The organism is Agromyces sp. CCNWLW203 (assembly GCF_036576125.1).
Taxonomy (GTDB): domain Bacteria; phylum Actinomycetota; class Actinomycetes; order Actinomycetales; family Microbacteriaceae; genus Agromyces.
This window is the reverse complement of the sequence record NZ_JAZHYX010000001.1, coordinates 1,171,296-1,189,609: the sequence shown is the minus strand read 5'-3', so window position 1 is coordinate 1,189,609 and position 18,314 is coordinate 1,171,296. Positions and strand designations below refer to the sequence as shown.

The 18,314-nt window shown below is 69.9% G+C and carries 18 protein-coding genes; 10 read left to right on the top strand and 8 right to left on the bottom strand.

Translation table 11 applies throughout. From position 1 onward, the window contains the following. Positions 1-303 precede the first annotated feature (303 nt). Together VPH61_RS05485 and VPH61_RS05480 are read left to right on the top strand one after the other, a co-directional pair. On the top strand, positions 304-2,139 hold the full coding sequence (locus VPH61_RS05485) for a hypothetical protein (RefSeq protein ID WP_332062482.1): 1,836 nt from the start codon (positions 304-306) through the stop codon (positions 2,137-2,139). Between the two features lie 106 nt (positions 2,140-2,245). After that, entirely contained in the window at positions 2,246-3,799 is a 1,554-nt protein-coding gene (locus tag VPH61_RS05480; protein ID WP_332062481.1) for a M1 family metallopeptidase, read from the top strand. Positions 3,800-3,810: 11 nt separating this feature from the next. Here VPH61_RS05480 and VPH61_RS05475 read toward each other — a convergent pair whose 3' ends face one another. Beyond that, complete coding sequence (locus VPH61_RS05475; RefSeq protein ID WP_332062480.1) at positions 3,811-5,394, bottom strand: MFS transporter; 1,584 nt, start codon at positions 5,392-5,394, stop codon at positions 3,811-3,813. A 79-nt stretch (positions 5,395-5,473) separates the two neighbouring features. Here VPH61_RS05475 and VPH61_RS05470 point away from each other — a divergent pair, with 79 nt between their 5' ends. After that, entirely contained in the window at positions 5,474-6,103 is a 630-nt protein-coding gene (locus tag VPH61_RS05470) for a hypothetical protein (protein ID WP_332062479.1), read from the top strand. On the opposite strand, the gene VPH61_RS05465 is transcribed toward VPH61_RS05470, so the two are convergent. Continuing rightward, complete coding sequence (locus VPH61_RS05465) at positions 6,063-6,707, bottom strand: TOPRIM nucleotidyl transferase/hydrolase domain-containing protein (RefSeq protein ID WP_332062478.1); 645 nt, start codon at positions 6,705-6,707, stop codon at positions 6,063-6,065. The genes VPH61_RS05470 and VPH61_RS05465 overlap by 41 nt on opposite strands. A 249-nt stretch (positions 6,708-6,956) precedes the next feature. Here VPH61_RS05465 and VPH61_RS05460 point away from each other — a divergent pair, with 249 nt between their 5' ends. The 3 genes from VPH61_RS05460 (at position 6,957) to VPH61_RS05450 (ending at position 10,137) form a co-directional block, all read left to right on the top strand. Further along, positions 6,957-7,862 carry a serine protein kinase RIO gene (locus VPH61_RS05460; RefSeq protein ID WP_332062477.1) on the top strand — a complete coding sequence of 302 codons (906 nt, stop codon included), beginning with the start codon at positions 6,957-6,959 and terminating at the stop codon, positions 7,860-7,862. Positions 7,863-7,973: 111 nt separating this feature from the next. Next, a complete protein-coding gene (locus tag VPH61_RS05455; protein WP_332062476.1) occupies positions 7,974-8,555 on the top strand; it encodes a hypothetical protein in 582 nt (193 codons plus the stop codon). 175 nt (positions 8,556-8,730) lie between these two features. Further along, on the top strand, positions 8,731-10,137 hold the full coding sequence (locus tag VPH61_RS05450) for an MFS transporter (RefSeq protein WP_332062475.1): 1,407 nt from the start codon (positions 8,731-8,733) through the stop codon (positions 10,135-10,137). A gap of 34 nt (positions 10,138-10,171) precedes the next feature. Here the strand turns inward: VPH61_RS05450 and VPH61_RS05445 are convergent, their stop codons facing one another. Next, complete coding sequence (locus tag VPH61_RS05445; protein ID WP_332062544.1) at positions 10,172-10,501, bottom strand: MarR family winged helix-turn-helix transcriptional regulator; 330 nt, start codon at positions 10,499-10,501, stop codon at positions 10,172-10,174. A 15-nt stretch (positions 10,502-10,516) separates the two neighbouring features. On the opposite strand from VPH61_RS05445, the gene VPH61_RS05440 reads away from it, so the two are divergent. Both VPH61_RS05440 and VPH61_RS05435 read left to right on the top strand, forming a co-directional pair. Next, on the top strand, positions 10,517-10,798 hold the full coding sequence (locus VPH61_RS05440; RefSeq protein ID WP_332062545.1) for a hypothetical protein: 282 nt from the start codon (positions 10,517-10,519) through the stop codon (positions 10,796-10,798). A 208-nt stretch (positions 10,799-11,006) separates the two neighbouring features. After that, on the top strand, positions 11,007-11,699 hold the full coding sequence (locus tag VPH61_RS05435) for a MarR family winged helix-turn-helix transcriptional regulator (RefSeq protein WP_332062474.1): 693 nt from the start codon (positions 11,007-11,009) through the stop codon (positions 11,697-11,699). Positions 11,700-11,775: 76 nt separating this feature from the next. Here the strand turns inward: VPH61_RS05435 and VPH61_RS05430 are convergent, their stop codons facing one another. From VPH61_RS05430 to VPH61_RS05415, 4 genes are all read right to left on the bottom strand, one after another. Beyond that, complete coding sequence (locus VPH61_RS05430; RefSeq protein WP_332062473.1) at positions 11,776-12,576, bottom strand: ABC transporter permease; 801 nt, start codon at positions 12,574-12,576, stop codon at positions 11,776-11,778. A 9-nt stretch (positions 12,577-12,585) separates the two neighbouring features. Then, complete coding sequence (locus VPH61_RS05425) at positions 12,586-13,542, bottom strand: ABC transporter permease (protein ID WP_332062472.1); 957 nt, start codon at positions 13,540-13,542, stop codon at positions 12,586-12,588. A 68-nt stretch (positions 13,543-13,610) separates the two neighbouring features. Next, positions 13,611-14,798, bottom strand: a complete 1,188-nt coding sequence (locus tag VPH61_RS05420; protein ID WP_332062471.1) for an ABC transporter substrate-binding protein — start codon at positions 14,796-14,798, stop codon at positions 13,611-13,613. A 55-nt stretch (positions 14,799-14,853) separates the two neighbouring features. Further along, complete coding sequence (locus tag VPH61_RS05415; RefSeq protein ID WP_332062470.1) at positions 14,854-15,903, bottom strand: ABC transporter ATP-binding protein; 1,050 nt, start codon at positions 15,901-15,903, stop codon at positions 14,854-14,856. Between the two features lie 140 nt (positions 15,904-16,043). Here VPH61_RS05415 and VPH61_RS05410 point away from each other — a divergent pair, with 140 nt between their 5' ends. Then, on the top strand, positions 16,044-16,838 hold the full coding sequence (locus VPH61_RS05410) for a FadR/GntR family transcriptional regulator (RefSeq protein WP_332062469.1): 795 nt from the start codon (positions 16,044-16,046) through the stop codon (positions 16,836-16,838). A 4-nt stretch (positions 16,839-16,842) separates the two neighbouring features. Then, entirely contained in the window at positions 16,843-17,631 is a 789-nt protein-coding gene (locus VPH61_RS05405) for a PDC sensor domain-containing protein (protein WP_332062468.1), read from the top strand. Between the two features lie 9 nt (positions 17,632-17,640). Here VPH61_RS05405 and VPH61_RS05400 read toward each other — a convergent pair whose 3' ends face one another. Then, entirely contained in the window at positions 17,641-18,300 is a 660-nt protein-coding gene (locus tag VPH61_RS05400) for a TetR/AcrR family transcriptional regulator (RefSeq protein WP_332062543.1), read from the bottom strand. Positions 18,301-18,314 lie beyond the last annotated feature (14 nt).

Sequence of the window (18,314 nt, the reverse complement as noted above, 5' to 3'; positions counted from 1 at the left end):
CCGAGGAGCGCGAAGCGCCGCTCGAGACCATGGAGGGGATACCGGTTCGACCCTTGCCGGCCCGCAACCGAAGTACCTGAGGCAAGACTTGAGCCTTGCCGACTCAAGCTTCTCAGCGCCCCGTGAACGTGTCAAGTCGAGGTGATGAAACTTGAGTGTACTTGACTCAACTCACAGCCGACGCCCAGTATTCCCGCTGGATGGCCCCACCGGGAGACTCTGCCGCTGTTCATCTCGGCTCGTGGCGGATACGTTCGTCGTGAGCGCCGCGGGCCGTGGCGCTCGGTGCAATCGGGGGGTCGCATGTCGCACCGAGCCGAAGATCCATTCCGTCTGCGCGCCGTCGGCGTCGCAATCGTCCTCCTGCTCGGTGCCGTCGGCTGCGTTCCCGCACCTCCCGATCCGGTCGAGAGCCCGACGCCCGAGATCACCGCTGGGCCGAGGGTCGGTGACCGCCTCGACGACGACGGAACCATCCCCCTCGACCTCGCGCTCGACCTCTTCGCCGCCGGCTTCGGGCCCATCGAGGGTGGCGAGGCCGATGCCGTCGGGCTCCCGGTGCTTTCCGGCACCATGGCGATCCGCGGCCTCATGCGGCACTGGGACGAGCTTTCCCCTGAGCAGCGAGAGACGGTCGATGCGATCTTCGGGGCGCGAGCGAGCGGGGCCGACCTCGGCAGCGGCGCGGTCGCGGCCGTCCGGAGCGCAGTCCCCGCTCTCCGGATGGAGTCGACCGAGAGCATCCGCGGCATCACCGCACTGGTCGCCGAAGTGCAGGCCGAGCTCGAGGGACTGCTCGGGCGCAGGTTGAGCGTGCCGATCGAGGCGGGCGCGAGTGATGCGGTGGAGGACCCGAAGTACCAGGCCTTCACCTGGGCGAACATCGGGGGCCGGCACGTGGCCGCCGGCCGGATGGATGCCTGCGAGATCGACGTGCTGCAGCCGAGCTGGGACGTCATCGACACGCCGCAGTTCCGCACGCTGATCGCCCACGAGGTGATGCACTGCTTCCAGTACGACGGTGCAGGCGGTGTCGCAGCCGTGGCGAACGGCCCGGCCTGGGTGGTCGAGGGCGGCGCGACGTTCGCCGGCGTCGCCGTCGCCCCGACCGACTACTTCGACGATCGGTGGGATCAGTGGCTGCGGGAGCCCGGCATCCCGCTGCACAAGCGTGCGTACGACGCGCTCGGCGTGTTCGCGGTGGCCGAGCAGGAGGGGGCCGACGTCTGGCAGCACCTCGTGCCGCTGTTGCAGGCCGACGGCACGACCGCGGGCCTGGAACAGTTGTTCGAGCGCACGCACGAGGAAGCCCTCACCGCCATCGCCCGCCGTCTGGTGCGCGAGGCCCGTGTCGGCCCGGCATGGGAGTCGCGGGGCCCCCACATCACCGCTGCCCAGGGCGCGATCGGCATCGTCCTCTTCACGGGAGCTTCGCTCGACGAGTCGGTGACGATCCTCCCGTTCGCGACGGCGCCGTACACGATCGGCTTCGAGGCCGGCAGCGAGGTGGTCGACGTCGCCGTCTTCGGCGGCCGAGGTGAGATCGGGGTGCCCGGAGCCGCCGTCGAGGAGGTCGGGGCGGAGTTCCTCCGACGCTATTGCGTCACGGGGTTCTGCGAATGCCCGGATGGAGGCGCCGGGGCCCTCGGAACCGAGATCCCGCCCGATGCTCGCCTCGGACTGGCGCTCACGAGCCCTCACTCGTCCGCTCCGGCGACGGTCACCGTCCAGGCCTCGACGACCTCGCAGGCCGAGGCGTGCGGCAACCGGATCCCCGGCGAGGTGCTCGTCGTACGGTTCGACACGCCTGAGCCGTTCGAGGTGCACGGCGGCCACTGCGTCGTGCAGGACTCCGGTGATCTCCTCATCCAGGCCGGTGACGGTCGCATGCCCGAGGGGTACGACGCCCCGCCCGAGCACCGCGACGATGTGGCGATCTCGATCTACAAGAACCCGTCGTCCGCACCTCACGCCGGCAGCGTCGACCTGTCGGTGGGCGGGGTGCGGCACGTCGGCGGGTCGACGATCCTCGTGTCGCCCGACGGGTTGAGCGGCAGTTTCGCCCTGGACTCCGGGTACGCCGGCGAGTGGGTGTGCGCCCGGTTGCTCACGCCCGACGAGGCATTCGGCACCGGATGACGCGGCTCACGCGGTTCGTCCCGGATCCGGATCCCAGTCCCCGTCAGCTCGGGAGAGGGGGCTACCGGCGGCGACCGTCTGTGCCTAGAGTTCGCACAGGTGTGCCATGTGGAAGACGACGACGGGAGCGATCGTGAACGGCAGGCGGATGCAACTGGCGGGCGGCCTGGCGGTCGCACTCGCGGTGGTCGGGGGGATCGGGGCGACCGGGGCGGTCGCAGCACCGGGAACGCCGAACGAGCCGCGCTACACGGCAGGAGCGCCGGGGGTGGGCGACGCCTACTTCCCGAACGCCGGCAACGGCGGCTACGACGTGCAGCACTACGATCTCGACGTCACGTACGCGCCGCCCGCAGCCGAACCGGCCCCCCTCGTCGGGCAGTTCGAGGGCACGGCCACGATCGACCTCGTCGCCACGCAAGACCTCGACCGGTTCAATCTCGACCTGCGCGGCATGACGGTCGGTTCGCTGACGGTCGACGGCAAGCCCGCGACCGCGATCGCGCCTCCGCCCGCGGGCGCGGTCGTCGAGGGAGCCGCGTATTGGCACGTTCAGGATGACGCGGAGCGAGTCTGGGAGCTCACGGTGCAGCCTCGACCGAAGCTCAAGGCCGGCCAGACCGCACAGGTGGTCGTCGAGTACGGCGGCCCGACCACCCGGCCACTCGACATCGAGGACGCGCCCTACGGCTGGTGGACCACGCGCGACGGCGCCATCGTGGCCAGCGAGCCCGAGGGCTCGATGACCTGGTACCCGGTCAGCGACCACCAGACCGACAAGGCGAGCTACAGCTTCGCGATCACCGTGCCCGAGGGCAAGGTGGCCGTGGCGAACGGCGTGCAGCCGAAGCCCGAGGAGACCTCCGGAGGCTGGACCACCTGGTATTGGGACGCCCCCGATCAGCAGGCGAGCTACCTGACGACGGCGTCCGTGGGAGATTTCGACCTTCGCGAGACGTACCTCTCGTCGAGCGGTGTGCCGATCATCGACGCGGTCGACACGAAGCTCACCCCCAGCCGCCTCGCGACCACGAACGCCAGCCTCGCGCGACAGGTCGAGATGATCGACTTCTTCGAGAGCCGCTTCGGCGACTACCCGTTCAACTCCTTCGGAGCGATCGTCGACAACGACTCGGTCGGGTACGCGCTCGAGACCCAGACCCGTCCGGTCTACTCGAGCCAGGCGAGCCAGGGCACCGTCGCGCACGAACTCGCGCACCAGTGGTTCGGCAACTCCGTGAGCCCCGAACGCTGGCAGGACATCTGGCTCAACGAGGGCTGGGCCACGTACGCGACGTGGATGTGGACCGAGCAGAGCGGTGGCATCACGGCTCAGCAGGCCTACAACAACTGGTACGCACCGGCGCGCAACGCCGAGTACTGGTCGTTGCAGATCGGCGACCCGGGCCCGCTCGGCCTCTTCGCCTCCCCGGTCTACAACCGGGGAGCGGGCACCCTGCACGCCCTGCGGGTCGAGCTCGGCGACGAGGCCTTCTTCGCCGGTACCCGGCTCTGGCTCGAGCGCTACGACGACTCGGCCGGCACGGCCGAGGAGTTCCAGGCGGTGTTCGAGGAGGTCTCCGGCGAAGACCTCGACGCCTTCTTCCAGATCTGGCTGTACGACCAGGTCAAGCCGCCGGCCACCTGGACCCTCCCGTAGCGGGAGGGGTGTCAGCCGAGCGCCGCCGCCTCGGCCGACGCCGAGGGGTTCGGGTCGGGGAGTCTGCGCATGCGGAGTGCGTTCGCGACGCCGAGGAGACCGGCGAGGATCGGCACGAGCAGTGCGACCTGCAGGGCGATGAAACGGGAGTCGGTGTTGATGCGCACGATCTCCGCCTGCACTTCGGGAGGCTGATCGACGAGCAGTTCCTCGAGCCCGGCGTTCGTCATGATCTCGGCGTCCTCCTCGAGCACCGACGAGACCTGCTGCTGCTCGTCGGCGCTGAGCACCGAACTCGCCTCGGCGCTCGCGGTGAACGTGAAGGCGAGCGTCGCGAGCATGATCGCGCCGGCGAAGGCGAGGCCGAACGAGAGGCCGAACGAACCGGCCGCCGAGTTCACTCCCGCCGCCTCGCTCACGCGTTCATCTGAGATCGGCGAGAGCGTGTAGTTGTTCAACTGCGAGACGAGCAGGCCGAGTCCGCAGCCCGCCACGATGAGCGGCAGGGTGAGCGACCAACCCGAGTGGGCGACGGGCACGATCGGCACGAGTACCGCGATGCCGCCCACCACGAGGGCGAATCCCCAGAGGATGACGGTGGCGGGCCGTCGCTTGAGACCCCGACCTGCGAGCAGGGCGACGACGAACATGCTGAGCGACAGCGGGGCGATCGAGAGGCCTGCTTGCAGCGCGTTGTACTCGAACACCATCTGCAGGTAGATGGGCAGAACGATCATCGTGCCGCCGAGGGCGATCTGCTGCAGCAACTGCCCGCTCGCGCCCGCTCGGAACATCTTCGAGGCGAAGAGCGTCGGGTCGAGCAGCGTCGGCTTGCCGCGGCGCTTGCGGCTGCGCAGCCAGAACACGAGCAAGCCGAGGCCGAGCACGCCGATGCCGATGATCAGGCCGACGTACCCGCCGCCCTCCTGCCAGACGAGGATGCCGGTCACGACACCGCCCATGCCGATGATCGAGAGGAACGCCCCGACGAGGTCGATCGAACGGTCGCCGTGGTACGGCACGTCCTTGACGAGTCCGATGCCGGCCAGCACGACCGCGATGATCACCGCTTCGAGCGCGAACCCGACCCGCCAGGAGAGGAACGTCGTGATGAAGCCGCCGAGGAGCGGCCCCACGGCGGCGGCGATCGCGGCGGATGCCCCGACGAGGGCGTAGACCCGCGTCTGCTGCGCCCCCTCGAAGTTGCCGTGGATGAGCGACTGCATCGCCGGCAGCAGCAGCGATGCACCGATGCCGCCGATGAAGGCCCAGAAGATGATGATCGCGGTGAGGTCCTGCGCGAACATCATCGCGATCGCACCGATCGCGTAGCCGAGCAGGCCGAGGATGTATGCGAACTTGCGCCCGATGAGGTCGCCGGTCTTGCCGCCGATCAGGATGAAGGCGGCCGAGACGAGTGCCTCGAGCGCGATCGCGCCCTGCACACCGCTCACCGTGGTGTCGAGATCGCGCACGACCGCCGAGATCGACACGTTCATGAGCGAGGTGTCGACGACCAGCACGAACATGGCCATCGCGAGCAGGATGGCGAGCCGACCGTTGAACCGCCCCGCGGAGGCCCCATTCGGTTCCATGGCTCACTGAACCACACCGCGGCGCGCACCGGAAGAGCCTGTTCACGAGCCGTTCCAGCACAGCGGCTACGATGCGGCCATGTCGAAGCCGCCCGCCGGTGCCACCACCGGCCACGTCGTGCACCTGCTCGAGCGACTCGACGCCGTCGAGACGGCGCCGGTGTCGCTGCAGCTCCCGAAGCGGATGGGCACCCTCGGCAGGGTGATCTTCGCACTCGTCGGCCTCGTCGCGACTGCCGGCGCCGTCGTGGCCCTCGCGATGCTCTGGACGTCCGACGAGTCCCCCGGCTGGTGGTTCAACCTGATCTTCACCGTCATGATCGGCGGCATCCCGGTCGCCATGTGGGCGATCCTGATCGGCTCGGTCCAGGACGCCCGCACCGAGCAGGCGATGCAGGAGACCTGGCAGGCTCACCGGCACCGCGCTCGAACCGATCCCGGCACGGTGGCGGATCGGCGCATCGCGCTCTCGGACGACGGCTCGGTCGCCTCCTTCGACCTCGTCGTGACGCTCGGCAGCGACGAGGCGCTGAGCGGGAGCTGGCGACCGCGCACCTCGTCGGACGGCCGGCTGCTGCAGACGCAGGTGCCCGGCATCGGCACCGGGGTCCGGGTGTGGCGGATCGCGGATGCCGCTGGCCACGCCACGGCGAGCACGAGCCCGGTCGTCATCGAGGTGGCGGATCCGACCGTCGTCGTGCAGCACTGAGCCCGGCGACCTCTCGGGACGGACCGATCGCGGACTCGACCAGCGCCCGCATCGCCGCCGGGATGCGCGGCTCCTCGATCGCGTCGACCATGAGCGGCGCGAACCGCGCCTTGCGCCCGGCGTGCGTGCCGAGGAACCGACGGAGCTGCGCATCCGTCGCCCGCCCGCGCTGCGCCGGCTGATGCTGGAACCCGCGGAACCGAGCGAGCTCGCCGTGCTCGGTGAGCAACTGTTGCATGCGCTCGACGCCGAGTGCGCGGATCAGCTCGCCCTCGAGGTCGGGGTCGCACGCGAAGAACCCGAGTGCGGCGAGCTCGTCGAGCGTGGCCGCCGACCCGAGGCCGGCGTCATCGACGGCGCGTCGCACGTACGCGATCTCGGCGGCGTCGAAGAGCCCGAGCACGCGCGGCCGGAGCCGCCGACCCGCGATCTCGCCGAGATGGCGGTGCAGGTTGGTCACGCCGTCCATCGAGACGACGCGCACGCCCGCTGCACCGAGATCGTGCCCGAGTCTCACCGCCAGCGCGGCGACCGCGAGCCGGTCGCTGCCGCCCTCGACGAGCACCACCGTGTCGGATGCCTCGCGCCCCGGCTCGCCCTGCATGCGCCGACCCTACTCCCGCCCGCCCAGTGAACGGCACGACGACCCGAGCCGAACGGAACACTGGACGCCGCGGGCGAAACGCCCTAAGCTGCCGAAGCTGCCGTTTCGCGCAGCATCCGTTCCGGTGCATCCGGTGAAGAAAGGAGTCGATCATGGCTGTCGTTGTCGTGAACCTCCACGTTCCCTTCACTTGCGAGGCCTCCACCCGCTGAGCGGTTCGGTGGCCTCCGCGACCTTCGGAGACCCACCTTGCACATCACCTCGTCTCTCGACGAATCCGCCGTCGTGCGTGCGCACGCGGCATCCGCTTCATTCACGACCCCGCGATTCGACGCGGGCGACCTCGCCTTCCAGACCACGGAACCGGGCGAGGGCCAACGCTGGTCGACCTGGCCGGCCACCACCCCACTCGAGCGCGGCCCACAGCCGCGCCCTGATTGGCTCGTCACGGATGCCGCGGCGATCGACACCGAACTCGGTGTCGTGAAGACCGGCAAGGAGGCCGACCTCTGCCTCATCGAACGTGCCGTGCCCGATGCCGAGCCCGGCACCCTCGGCAAGCACGTGCTGCTCGCCGCGAAGCGGTATCGGGGCAGCGAGCACAGCGACTTCCACCGTTCGACGGTCTACACCGAGGGCCGCACCACGCGTCGCAGCCGTGACGCGCGCGCCCTCGCCAAGGGCACGACGTTCGGCCGCGAGGTCGCTCGCATGCAGTGGGCGTACGCCGAATTCGAGGCGCTGACCCGGCTCACGGAACTCGGGGCCGCCGTGCCGTACCCGGTGCAGGTGAGCGGCACCGAGGTGCTCATGGAGTTCATCGGCGACGGCCGGGTCGCCGCGCCTCGCCTCGCGCAGGTGCGCGCCACGCCCGACGAGCTGCGCGAGCTGTTCCACCAGGTCGTCGGGTTCATGCGCACACTCGCGCGCTCGGGGCTCGCGCACGGCGACCTCTCGCCGTACAACCTGCTCGTGCACGAGGGCCGCATGGTCGCGATCGACCTGCCGCAGGTCGTCGACGTGGTGTCGAATCCGCAGGGATTCGACCTGCTGCACCGCGACTGCAAGAACGTCTGCGACTGGTTCACTCGGCAGCGCCTCGAGTGCGACGCCGAGCAGCTGTTCGGCGAGCTGATCGCCGAGGTCTACAGCTGAGCGCGGGGGGCTCAGCTGTTGAGGCGGTCGGTCTCAGGGGTATCCCTGAGACCGGGTCACGATTCGGGCACGCCCATTGTGAATAGGAAGATATGTTCCTATTCTCTGGGCATGGCAACTCGAACCGATTTCCTCGCCGCGATCGCCGCCGGCGCGCTCGTGCTCGCCCTGACCGGATGCAGCGCAGGCGCGGCCGGTCCCTCGGCCTCCGGCGCCGCCACGGAGACCGGCGCGACCGGGTCGCCCACGGCGGTCGCCGAGCCCCCCTCGGCGACCGCGACCGACGCACCCGTCGACTCGCCGGCCGCCGCACTGAGCTGCGACACCGTGTTCACCGAGGCCGAGTATGCGCGCCTCGCCGATGACGGTCTCGAGCTCGCAGCGGATCCGTTCCTGCTCGGCCCCGTCATGGAGCGCATGGCCGACGACGGCGCGCTCGTCTGCGTCTGGAACCGGCCGAGCAGCGATGTCGCCGTCTGGTACGCGCGGCTCGAGGTGAGCGACGAGGGCCAGTCGTGGCTCGACCAGATGGAGGCCGAGGGCTGGCTCGAAGACACCCATCAGGGCGACGGCAGCTACCAGGCGCCGGCCGACTACGACTCGAACTACCAGCCCTCCGTCATGCTCGACGACGGCGTGCTGCACTTCGCGAGCTACAACCTCCTGCTTCGGGAGGTGCTCGAACTGCAGTAGGCGTCCCGGCTCGCGACTCATCCGGCCGCGAGCCGTGAGCGGCGGGGTGCGGAGCAGCGATACAGTGCCCTCGGGTCGATGAGGACCCCGGCTCGTGTGAGCGAGGCCGACCGGGGCAACGCCCGGCCGCGGCATCCGCCACCCGCTGTTCACCTGAGAGAACGAGACTGCAGCCATGACCGACCCCGACGCGCCGCGCTCGCCCGAGGCGCCCCGCAACTTCCCGCCCTCTCACCTCACCCCGCCCGACGGGGCCGCGGCGACGATCGGCGTCGAGACCGCCCAGGTCGAGGCGGTCACCGAGGCCGGCGCGCGCAAGGGGCGCATCTTCGCGTGGGGCCTCTGGGACTGGGGATCGGCGGCGTTCAACGCGGTCGTCACGACCTTCGTGTTCACGGTCTACCTCACGAGCGAGTCGTTCGGGCCGAAGGGCACCGTGGAGGCACAACTCGGTTGGGCGCTCGCGATCGCCGGCCTGCTCATCGCCGTACTCGCTCCGATCACCGGCCAGCGCTCCGACACGAGCGGCCGCCGCAAGTTCTGGCTCGCGGTCAACACCTACATCGTCGTCGCCATGACGGTCGCGATGTTCTTCGTGCAACCCGGCCCCGAGTACCTCCTGCTCGGCCTGTTCCTGGTCGCCGCGGGCAACGTCTTCTTCGAGTTCGCGGGCGTCAACTACAACGCCATGCTCGTGCAGGTCTCGACGCCCCGCTCGATCGGCAAGGTCTCGGGCTTCGGCTGGGGCATGGGCTACGTCGGCGGCATCGTGCTGCTGCTCGTCGTCTACTTCGGCTTCATCCAGCCCGAGGTCGGCCTCTTCGGCGTCACCGGCGAGAACGGCATGGACGTGCGCGTCACGATGCTCGTCTCGGCGCTGTGGTTCGGCCTGTTCGCCCTGCCCGTGCTCTTCGCGGTGCCCGAGTACCGCAACCCCGCCGCCGTCGAGCGCGAGAAGATCGGCTTCTTCGCCTCGTACGCGCGCCTCGGCCGCGACATCAAGCGGCTCTGGAACGAGCAGCGCAACACCGTCTGGTTCCTGCTGGCGAGCGCGGTGTTCCGCGACGGCCTCGCCGGCGTCTTCACGTTCGGCGGCGTGCTCGCGGCATCCGTCTTCGGATTCTCGGCGGGCGAGGTCATCATCTTCGCGATCGCGGCGAACGTCGTCGCGGGCATCTCGACGATCGCCGTCGGCGCACTCGACGACAAGCTCGGCGCGAAGCCCGTGATCATGACCGCCCTCATCGGGCTCGTCGTGAGCGGTCTCCTCGTGTTCTTCCTGCACGACGGCGGGCAGATCGTGTTCTGGACCGCTGGTCTCGCCCTGTGCCTCTTCGTCGGCCCGGCCCAGTCGGCGAGCCGCACGTTCCTCGCGCGGCTCATCCCCGCCGGCCGCGAGGGCGAGGTGTTCGGCCTCTACGCGACCACCGGGCGGGCCGTGAGCTTCCTCGCTCCGACGGCCTTCGCGCTCTTCGTCACGATCGGCGGCGAGCCGTACTACGGCATCCTCGGCATCGTGCTCGTGATCGCGCTGGGCCTCGCGCTCCTCATCCCCGTGAAGGCGAGCGCGCCGACGAGGTGAGGCAGGCCCGAGAGCTGCGTGATTCGCGTGCCGTCTACACCGAGCGCTCGTCGCGCGGCCAATCGGCGATGAAGCGCGAGAGCAGGCGCGCGAACTCGGCGGTTTCCTCGGGCGTGAACCCGGCGAGCGCGGTCTCGACCGCGTCGCGTCGAGTGTCGCGGGCGCTCTCGAGCAGCTTGCGGCCGGATGCCGTGAGCACGAGAGCGCTGCGCCGGGCATCGGACGGGTCGGCCTCCCGGCGCACATGGCCCGCCTCGACGGCGGCCTGCACGAGCCGACTCGCGCGCGGCTGATCGACGCCGATCGCGTCGGCGAGTTCGCTCACCGAGGGCGGACGCTCTGCGCCCTCGAGGGCATCGAGCAGGCGGAAGCGCGCCGCGTGCGCGAGCGCGTGCCGGCCGGGTCCGCCGCGCCCACCGCGGCCACCGCGGCGCTCGTGACCGTGCTCATGGCTGTGCTCGTCATGCTCGTGAGCGCTTGCGTCATGTGCGTGGCCGTGCCCGCCGTGTGTGAAGCCGTGCCCGCCGTGACCCTCCTGCCCGAAGTGCTCTGCCCGGCGCTGCAGTCGCCGGCGCTCCTGATCGCGGCGCATGGCGACGAGGGCCTGCTCGATCAACGAGATCGGGTCGATCGGGGCGGTGCCCGCGGCATCCGACCCTGAGTGTTCTCCGGGAGGGACTTGACTCGATGCGTTCATGTATGTCATTGTACATATACATGCTACAGTGCATGCAATTGATCGGGTGCTCCACCCGGGTCGCAGCGAACGCCGACTGAGGCGAAGCCGCCCGAGCGCGCCCGCCCTCTGCGGGCGAGCCTCCAGTGCCGCCCGCGACCTCGACGCGCTTCGCGTCACGAAAGGAATACGAATGACCACCCCCGACGAAACTCAGAACACCAACAGCACCAACAGCCCCTCCGCGAGCCCCCGCCCCTTCGGCTTCTGGCTCAAGGTCATCGACCGCCGCCTCGACGAAGCGATGAGCGACCTCTTCGCCGAAGAGGGCCTCACTCGCCGCGACTGGCGGCGCCTCAACCTCGTGGCGGGCACCGTCACCGACCCCCGCATGAGCGAGAATCTCGCAGCGCGCCCCGAGCGCGTCGAGCCCCTCGTCGAGCGCGGCTGGATCGAGGGCGAGCCCGGCGCCTGGCGCCTGACCGAGGCCGGCGAGGCCGCCCGCGCATCACTGCAGGAGCGCGTCGCAACGCTCCGCGCGAAGGTCGCCGGGGCCGTCAGCCCCGAGGACTTCGCGACGACCATGGCCTCGCTCGAGGCGATCGCCGGCGAGCTCGGCTGGGTCGAAGGCGAGCGGATGCCGCGTCGTCGCGGCCGCGGCTTCGGCCGACGTCACCACGGCGAGGGCTTCGGCCGACGTCACCACGGCGAGGGCTTCGGCCGACGCCACGGCAGCGGCCACAGCGAGGCCCACGACCGACGTCACGGCCACTGCGGCCACGCCGGCAACGACGTGCACGTCCACGTGCACATCCACGGCGAGGCCGACCAGCACGGCCGGCCGCAGGAGCACGTGGGCCACGGGCACGGCCGCAACCACGGCTGACCATCGCCTGATCACACCACGAGGGACCCGCCACCGGCGGGTCCCTCGTCAGTTCGCGGCATCCACTCGCTCGAACTCAGCGCCGCTCTGACTCCGAACCCGAGAGCCGCTGGGCGATGTAGATCGGGATGATCGAGACGAGCACGAGCACCACGGCGATCACCGAGACGATCGGCGCCTGGTTCGGCCGGAACATGTTGTTCAGGATGAAGATGGGCAGCGTCGTCACCCCCGACCCCGCCGTGAACGTCGTCACGATGATCTCGTCGAACGAGAGGGCGAAGGCGAGCAGGCCGCCCGCGAGCAGCGCCGAGCGCAGCTGCGGGAAGGTCACGAGCCGGAACGTCGTCCACACCCCTGCCCCGAGGTCGGCGGAGGCCTCCTCGAGGTTGGTCCCCTGTCGCCGGAGCCGCGCGATCACGTTGTTGAACACCGTGACGATGCAGAACGTCGCGTGCGCGATCACGATCGTCCAGATCGACAGCGGCACCCCCATGATCGTGCGGAAGAAGTTGTTGAGCGCGATACCCGTGATGATGCCGGGCAGCGCGATCGGCAGGATCACGAGCAGGCTGATCGCCTCGCGCCCGAAGAACTCGAAGCGCTGCAAGGCGAGCGAGATGAGCGTGCCCAGCACGAGCGAGATGACCGTGGCGATCACCGCGATCTGCACGCTCGTCGCCACCGCCTCCATCGCGCCGGCGCTCTGGAAGGCGCGGCCCCACCACTCGAGCGTGAAGCCGGGCGGCGGCCAGGTGAGCGACGTCGACGTCGAGAACGAGTTCACGAGCACGACGAAGAGCGGCACGTAGACGACCAGGAGGATCGCGCCGGTCACGACGCCGAGCATCGTGCGGGAGAGTCTGGAGAGTCGCATCCGTCGCCCCTAGAGGTTGTCGAGCGCGCCGGTGCGACGCACGAGGAAGAGGTAGCCGAAGATGATCACGATCGGGATGAGCGCGATCGCCGAGGCGAGGGGCAGGTTGTTCGCCGCGCCGACGTTCGTGTAGACGAGGTTTCCGAGCATCTGGTTCGCACCGCCGACGATGTTCACCGTGATGTAGTCGCCGAGCGACAGCGCGAAGCTGAAGATCGTGCCCGCGATGATGGCCGGCAGCACGAGCGGGAAGACCACGAGGCGCAGCGTCGGCCAGGTGCGGCCGCCGAGGTCGGAGGAGGCCTCGAGCAGCGAGTCGGGCACGCGCTCGAGCCCGGCGTAGATCGGGAGGATCACGTAGGGCAGCCACAGATACGACAGGGTGATGATCGTCGCGGGCAGCCCGTAGCCCGGCGTGCTGGCGCCGAACGGCGCGAGCAGCCACTCGAGGATCCCGTCCTGCGAGAGCACCGACCGCCAGGCGTAGGCCTTCACGAGGTAGCTCGCCCACAGCGGCGTCAGCACCGCGATCACGAGGATCCGCTGCATGCGCGGTGTCGCCACCTTCGCCATGAAGAAGGCGATCGGCAGTGCGAGCGCCACGTCGATGAGGGTCACGGCGAGCGCCACGCCCAGGGTGCGCAGCGTGACCGTCTGGTAGAGCGAGCCCGTGATCACCGTGACGATGTTGTCGAGCGTCCACTCCTGGGTGATCTCGCCCGTGAAGCTGTCGACCGACCAGAACGCGGTGACGAGTAGCAGCACGAGCGCGACGATGTAGACGAGGCCGAGCCAGAACAGCGGCGCGCTGAGCAGCAGCCCGAGCCGGGCACGCGGATGCGTGCTGAGGAAGACGGAGACGGCCCGCGCCGGCCCGCTCTTCGGTCGCGGCACTTGTCGCCGATCGGGCTCGGGCGCGGTTGCGCCGCGTCGGGCGGATGCCGCGGCCGTCGCATTCGTCGTCATGCTGATCCTGTCATCGAGGTGATGGGAACGGGGTGGGGCGGCCCGCCGGAACGGGCCGCCCCGATGGTTCAGCCCTTGATCTCCGACCAGGCCTCGGTCCAGCCGGAGTAATCGACGCACTTCACGTCGGTGCGCCCGTCGAGGCACTTCTCGATCGGGGTCGACCAGTACCAGATCTGCGACGCGTAGTCCTCGTCACCGGCATGGAATGCCTCGCACGATCCCTCCGAGCGGAACTCGCACGCGGCCTCGTTCGACGGCGCCTCGCCGAAGTACTCGGTCGCGGCCGCGTTCGCCTCGGGGCTCGCGATGTAGTTCAGCCACGCGTAGGCGCAGTTCGGGTTCTTCGCCTCTGACGCGATCATCCACGTGTCGGACCATCCGGTCGTGCCCTCCTCGGGCAGCACGACCGCGGTCGGCGCTCCCGAGCCCTCGAGCACGTTCTGGATGACCTGCCAGCTCGTGCCGACGACGGTGTCGCCGGTCTCGAAGGCCTGGATCTCCTTCAGGTAGTCCGACCAGTACTCGCCGATCGACGCTCGCTGCTCCTTCAGCAGGTCGACGGCCGCTTGGAACTGCTCCTCATCGAGGGAGTACGGGTTCTCGATGCCGAGCTCGGGCTCGTGCGCCATCAGGTAGACCGCGGCATCCGCGATGTAGATGGGAGAGTCGTAGGCGGTGACCTTGCCCGCGTTCTCGCTCGCCTTGTCGAAGACGACGTCCCACGACGTGGGCGCCTCGGGGAACGCCTCCGTGTTGTACATGAGCAGGTTCGCCCCGTAGCCGTGCGGCACGCCGTATGCCTCGCCGTCGACCGAGTTCCACGACTGCATCTTCAGGAAGTCGTAGATGCCCTCGTAGTTCGGGATGAGGTCGGTGTTGACCGGTGCCACGTCGCCGGCGGCGACGAGGCGGAGCGAGGCGTCACCGGATGCCGCGACCACGTCGTACTCGCCGGTCTTCATGAGGTTGAACGCCTCGTCCGACGTCCCGTACGTCTTCGACGTGACCTCGCAGCCGGTCTCCTCCTCGAAGGGGGTGACCCAGTCGACCGCGGGGTCGTTCGAGCCGTCTTCGACGTAGCCGGGCCAGGCGAGCAACGAGACTTGGCCCTCCATCTCGCCGAGCTCGGCGGCGGCCTCACCGCCGCCGTCGCCGCCTCCCGACGTCGTGCCGCAAGCGGTGAGCATCGCGATCGAGGCGATCGCGAGGCCCACGGTCGCGCCGCGGCGCGCCCTGTGCGTGGTGCGCTTCATGGTTCTCTCCTCTTCTGGTGTGCCGTGTGGTGCAGTGCTGGTCATGTGCGGTGCGTCAGCCGGAGATGCCCGGTAGTGCCTCGACGCCGAGCGGCACGACGTCGTCGTCGTGCCACGAGACGATGACGCGGTCGCCGCGCTCGTCGTCGTGCAGGCGGCCGCGGTCGTTCTGCTCGAGCACCGTCACGCGGGTGCCGTCGTCGAGGTCGACGACGAGCCGCACGCCGCTGCCGAGGTAGATCGCCTCGACGACCGTGCCCGGCGCGTCGACGACGCCGTGCTGGCGGAGGCCCTCGCGGGAGACGGTCATCTTCTCGGGGCGCACGGAGTGGTGGCCGTCGCGACCGAGGATCGTGCGGGAGCGGTCGGCGTCGAAGAGGTTCGAAGTGCCGACGAAGTCGGCGACGAATCGCGAGCGAGGGCGTTCGTAGAGCTCGGCGGGGGTGCCGAGCTGCTCGATGCGGCCGTCGTTGAACACTGCGATGCGGTCGGAGAGCGTGAGCGCCTCCTCCTGGTCGTGGGTGACGAAGATGAAGGTGATGCCGAGCTCGCGCTGGATCTGCTTCAGCTCCACCTGCATCTGCTCGCGGAGCTTCAGGTCGAGGGCGCCGAGCGGTTCGTCGAGCAGCAGCACCTTCGGCTGCACGACGGTGGCGCGGGCGAGGGCGACGCGTTGGCGTTGGCCGCCAGAGAGCTGCGAGGGCTTGCGGCCGGCCATCTGCTCGAGCCGCACCGAGGCGAGGGCCCGCAGTGCCCGCTCGTTCCGCTCCTTGCGACCGAGGCCGCGCACGCGCAGTCCGTACGCCACGTTGTCGAGCACGCTCATGTGCGGGAACAGCGCGTAGTCCTGGAACACCGTGTTGACGTCACGGTCGAACGGCGCGCGCTTCGTGACATCCTGCCCGAAGAGCTCAACCGTGCCCCCGCTCGGCTGCTCGAAGCCGGCGATGAGCCGCAGCACCGTGGTCTTGCCCGAGCCCGACGGGCCGAGCATCGAGAAGAACTCGCCGGCCGCGATCTCGAGGTCGACGTGATCGACCGCGGTGACCGCCCCGAACTCCTTGGTGAGCCCGGTGAGGCGGATGGCCGGTTGCGTCTCGGTCATGGACATCTCCTTCGATGCGACCCGAAACATCTGAAACCAGATGTTCGTCTGCTCAGAATCATATGACTCCAGATGTAAAAGTCCAGACCCCCGTGTTACGGTCGTGTCACGGATTCGCCAGCACAGACGCGGGAGGTCGGATGCCGCAGGCCACCAGCCGCTCCGACGCGACGCGCGCCGTCGTGTTCTCACCGCTCGAGGGCGCCGGCCGCGCCGAGCTCGTCGAGCAGCGATTGACGGATGCGATCGTCGCGGGCGTGCTGCGCGACGGCGAGCGGCTGCCGAGCGAGTCCGAGCTCGCGAAGAGCCTCGGCGTCGCCGTCGTGACCGCCCGCGAAGCACTCGTCGCCCTTCGCGACAAGGGCCTCGTGCTCACCCGGCGCGGGCGCGACGGCGGCAGCTTCGTCACCCATGATCGCGACGCGTCCATGCGCATGATCGACGCCCGGGTTCGCGCGCTCAGCCGCATCGAACTGCGCGACCTCTCGCTGCACTACGCCGCGATCGCAGGAATGGCCGCCGAGGTCGCCGCCGACCGGGCGAGTGACGACGACCTCGCGAGCCTGGTCGAGATCGACGCCCGTGCCGAACTCGGCAGCCCGGGCGGCGCCCGGCGGGCGATGGGCAGGTTCCAGCTCGAGGTCGCCGCGGTGAGCCAGTCACCCCGGCTCGTGCACGAGGAGCTGCGCCTGCAGGCCGAATCCGGCCCGCTGCTCTGGATGTGCCTACGGGAACAGGCGTATCGTGACCGCAGCAGGCAGGCACGGGTCGAGGTGATCGAGGCGGTCCGCGCCGTCGACCCGGCGGGCGCCCGGCGCGCGACGGTCGACCACATCGCATCCGCCACCGAGTGGCTCATCGACGAGAAGGCTCGGCTCGAGTCCCCCGAGCCGAACCCGCAACCGGCACCCGATGCCGAAGACCGGAAGGGGTGAGGCCATGAACACCACCGTCGCCAACGCAGCCGACACCATCGCCCATCGCATCGCGGCGACGATCGACCCGCTGTTCACGCTCATCGACACCTGGCGCGATTCGCTCGAGACCCGCCTCGCCGTCGTCGACGAGCCGAGCGCAGCCGAACTCGACCCCGCGATCGCCGCACTCGTGCGACCGGCGCTCGACCACTCCAGCGCGCTCATCACGGGCGCCGGCTTCGTCGCGGCCCCGGGGTTCCTGCACGACGCGCCCTGGCATCTCGCGTGGTGGCTGAGCGGCACGAACACCTTCCGAGCCGCCGCGGGCGGGGGCGTTCGCCGACTCGACGCCGAGAGCGACCCCGACGCCGAGCAGTTCCGCGACTACACGACGCTCGAGTGGTGGCGAACGCCGGCGCGCACCGGCACCTGGCACCTCACGGGCCCGTACGTCGACTACCTCTGCACCGACGACTACACCGTCACGATCACCACGCCCGTGATGGTCGACGGCGAGATGGCCGGAGTCGTCGGCATCGACGCGTACGTCGTGCGCCTCGAGCGGGAGCTGCTGCCGGTGCTGCGCGAGTCGGGGCACCCGTGCACCCTCGTGAACGCATCGGGCCGCATCGTCGCCTCGACCGATTCGCGGCACGCGACCGGGGCCCTGTTGCGGCTCGACGGGCTCGCCTCGGTGCTCGCGCCGCTGCACGAGCATCAGGGGCAGGCCGTGGCGAGCGTGCTGCCCGGCGGCCAGTTCGTGGTGCCGTGCGGCGACACGACGCTCGCGCTGGTCTTCGCGACGGCCTGACCTGGCTCGTCAGGCCGCGAGGTCGTCGACGTCGGCCAGCCGGGCGAGCACCGCAGCATCCGCTCCGGCAGCACGCAGGCGCGAGACGAGCGCGCGGCGGGCGAAGACGTACGGCTGGTTGGAGTCGCCCATCACCGAACGGGTGTTGGCCGCATCGAGCAGGGCGGTCGCCTCGAAGGCGAACTGCTCGGGGTCCTGATCTGCGCCGACCTCGCCCTGCGCCACGGCGTACCTGAAGGATGCGGCGAGGTAGCCGCTCCAGTCATCGAGCGCTGCGGCGAGCGCGTCGCGCACCGATCCGGGCTTCGCATCGAACTCGGCCGCGGTCGCGGCGAAGAAGCACCCGCCCGTGAAGACCCGGTCGCGTGAGTACGCGATCCAGCCGTCGAGCAGGGCGACGATGCGACGGATGCCTCGGGGCTCGACGCGCGCCGGCTCGATCACGCTCGCGACGAAGCGCAGGCGCGCGGCCTCGATCGCAGCGAGCTGAAGCCGTTCCTTCGAGCCGAACAGGGTCGCGACGCCGCTCTTGCTGACGTGCGCGGCGTCGGCGAGCCGGCCGATCGAGAGCCCGTCGAGGCCCTCGACCGAGGCGATGTCGACGGCGTGGTCGAGCACGACGCGACGCGATGCGTCGCCCCTGACGCGTCGGCCGTCGGTCTCGATCATCACCTCTTGATTGT

Excerpts from the sequence above, each read along its gene's own strand:
- VPH61_RS05485 (WP_332062482.1), top strand. The coding sequence starts at position 304 with ATGTCGCACCGAGCCGAAGATCCATTCCGTCTGCGCGCCGTCGGCGTC.
- VPH61_RS05480 (WP_332062481.1), top strand. The coding sequence starts at position 2,246 with ATGTGGAAGACGACGACGGGAGCGATCGTGAACGGCAGGCGGATGCAA.
- VPH61_RS05475 (WP_332062480.1), bottom strand. The coding sequence starts at position 5,394 with ATGGAACCGAATGGGGCCTCCGCGGGGCGGTTCAACGGTCGGCTCGCC.
- VPH61_RS05470 (WP_332062479.1), top strand. The coding sequence starts at position 5,474 with ATGTCGAAGCCGCCCGCCGGTGCCACCACCGGCCACGTCGTGCACCTG.
- VPH61_RS05465 (WP_332062478.1), bottom strand. The coding sequence starts at position 6,707 with ATGCAGGGCGAGCCGGGGCGCGAGGCATCCGACACGGTGGTGCTCGTC.
- VPH61_RS05455 (WP_332062476.1), top strand. The coding sequence starts at position 7,974 with ATGGCAACTCGAACCGATTTCCTCGCCGCGATCGCCGCCGGCGCGCTC.
- VPH61_RS05450 (WP_332062475.1), top strand. The coding sequence starts at position 8,731 with ATGACCGACCCCGACGCGCCGCGCTCGCCCGAGGCGCCCCGCAACTTC.
- VPH61_RS05435 (WP_332062474.1), top strand. The coding sequence starts at position 11,007 with ATGACCACCCCCGACGAAACTCAGAACACCAACAGCACCAACAGCCCC.
- VPH61_RS05430 (WP_332062473.1), bottom strand. The coding sequence starts at position 12,576 with ATGCGACTCTCCAGACTCTCCCGCACGATGCTCGGCGTCGTGACCGGC.
- VPH61_RS05425 (WP_332062472.1), bottom strand. The coding sequence starts at position 13,542 with ATGACGACGAATGCGACGGCCGCGGCATCCGCCCGACGCGGCGCAACC.
- VPH61_RS05420 (WP_332062471.1), bottom strand. The coding sequence starts at position 14,798 with ATGAAGCGCACCACGCACAGGGCGCGCCGCGGCGCGACCGTGGGCCTC.
- VPH61_RS05415 (WP_332062470.1), bottom strand. The coding sequence starts at position 15,903 with ATGACCGAGACGCAACCGGCCATCCGCCTCACCGGGCTCACCAAGGAG.
- VPH61_RS05410 (WP_332062469.1), top strand. The coding sequence starts at position 16,044 with ATGCCGCAGGCCACCAGCCGCTCCGACGCGACGCGCGCCGTCGTGTTC.
- VPH61_RS05405 (WP_332062468.1), top strand. The coding sequence starts at position 16,843 with ATGAACACCACCGTCGCCAACGCAGCCGACACCATCGCCCATCGCATC.
- VPH61_RS05400 (WP_332062543.1), bottom strand. The coding sequence starts at position 18,300 with ATGATCGAGACCGACGGCCGACGCGTCAGGGGCGACGCATCGCGTCGC.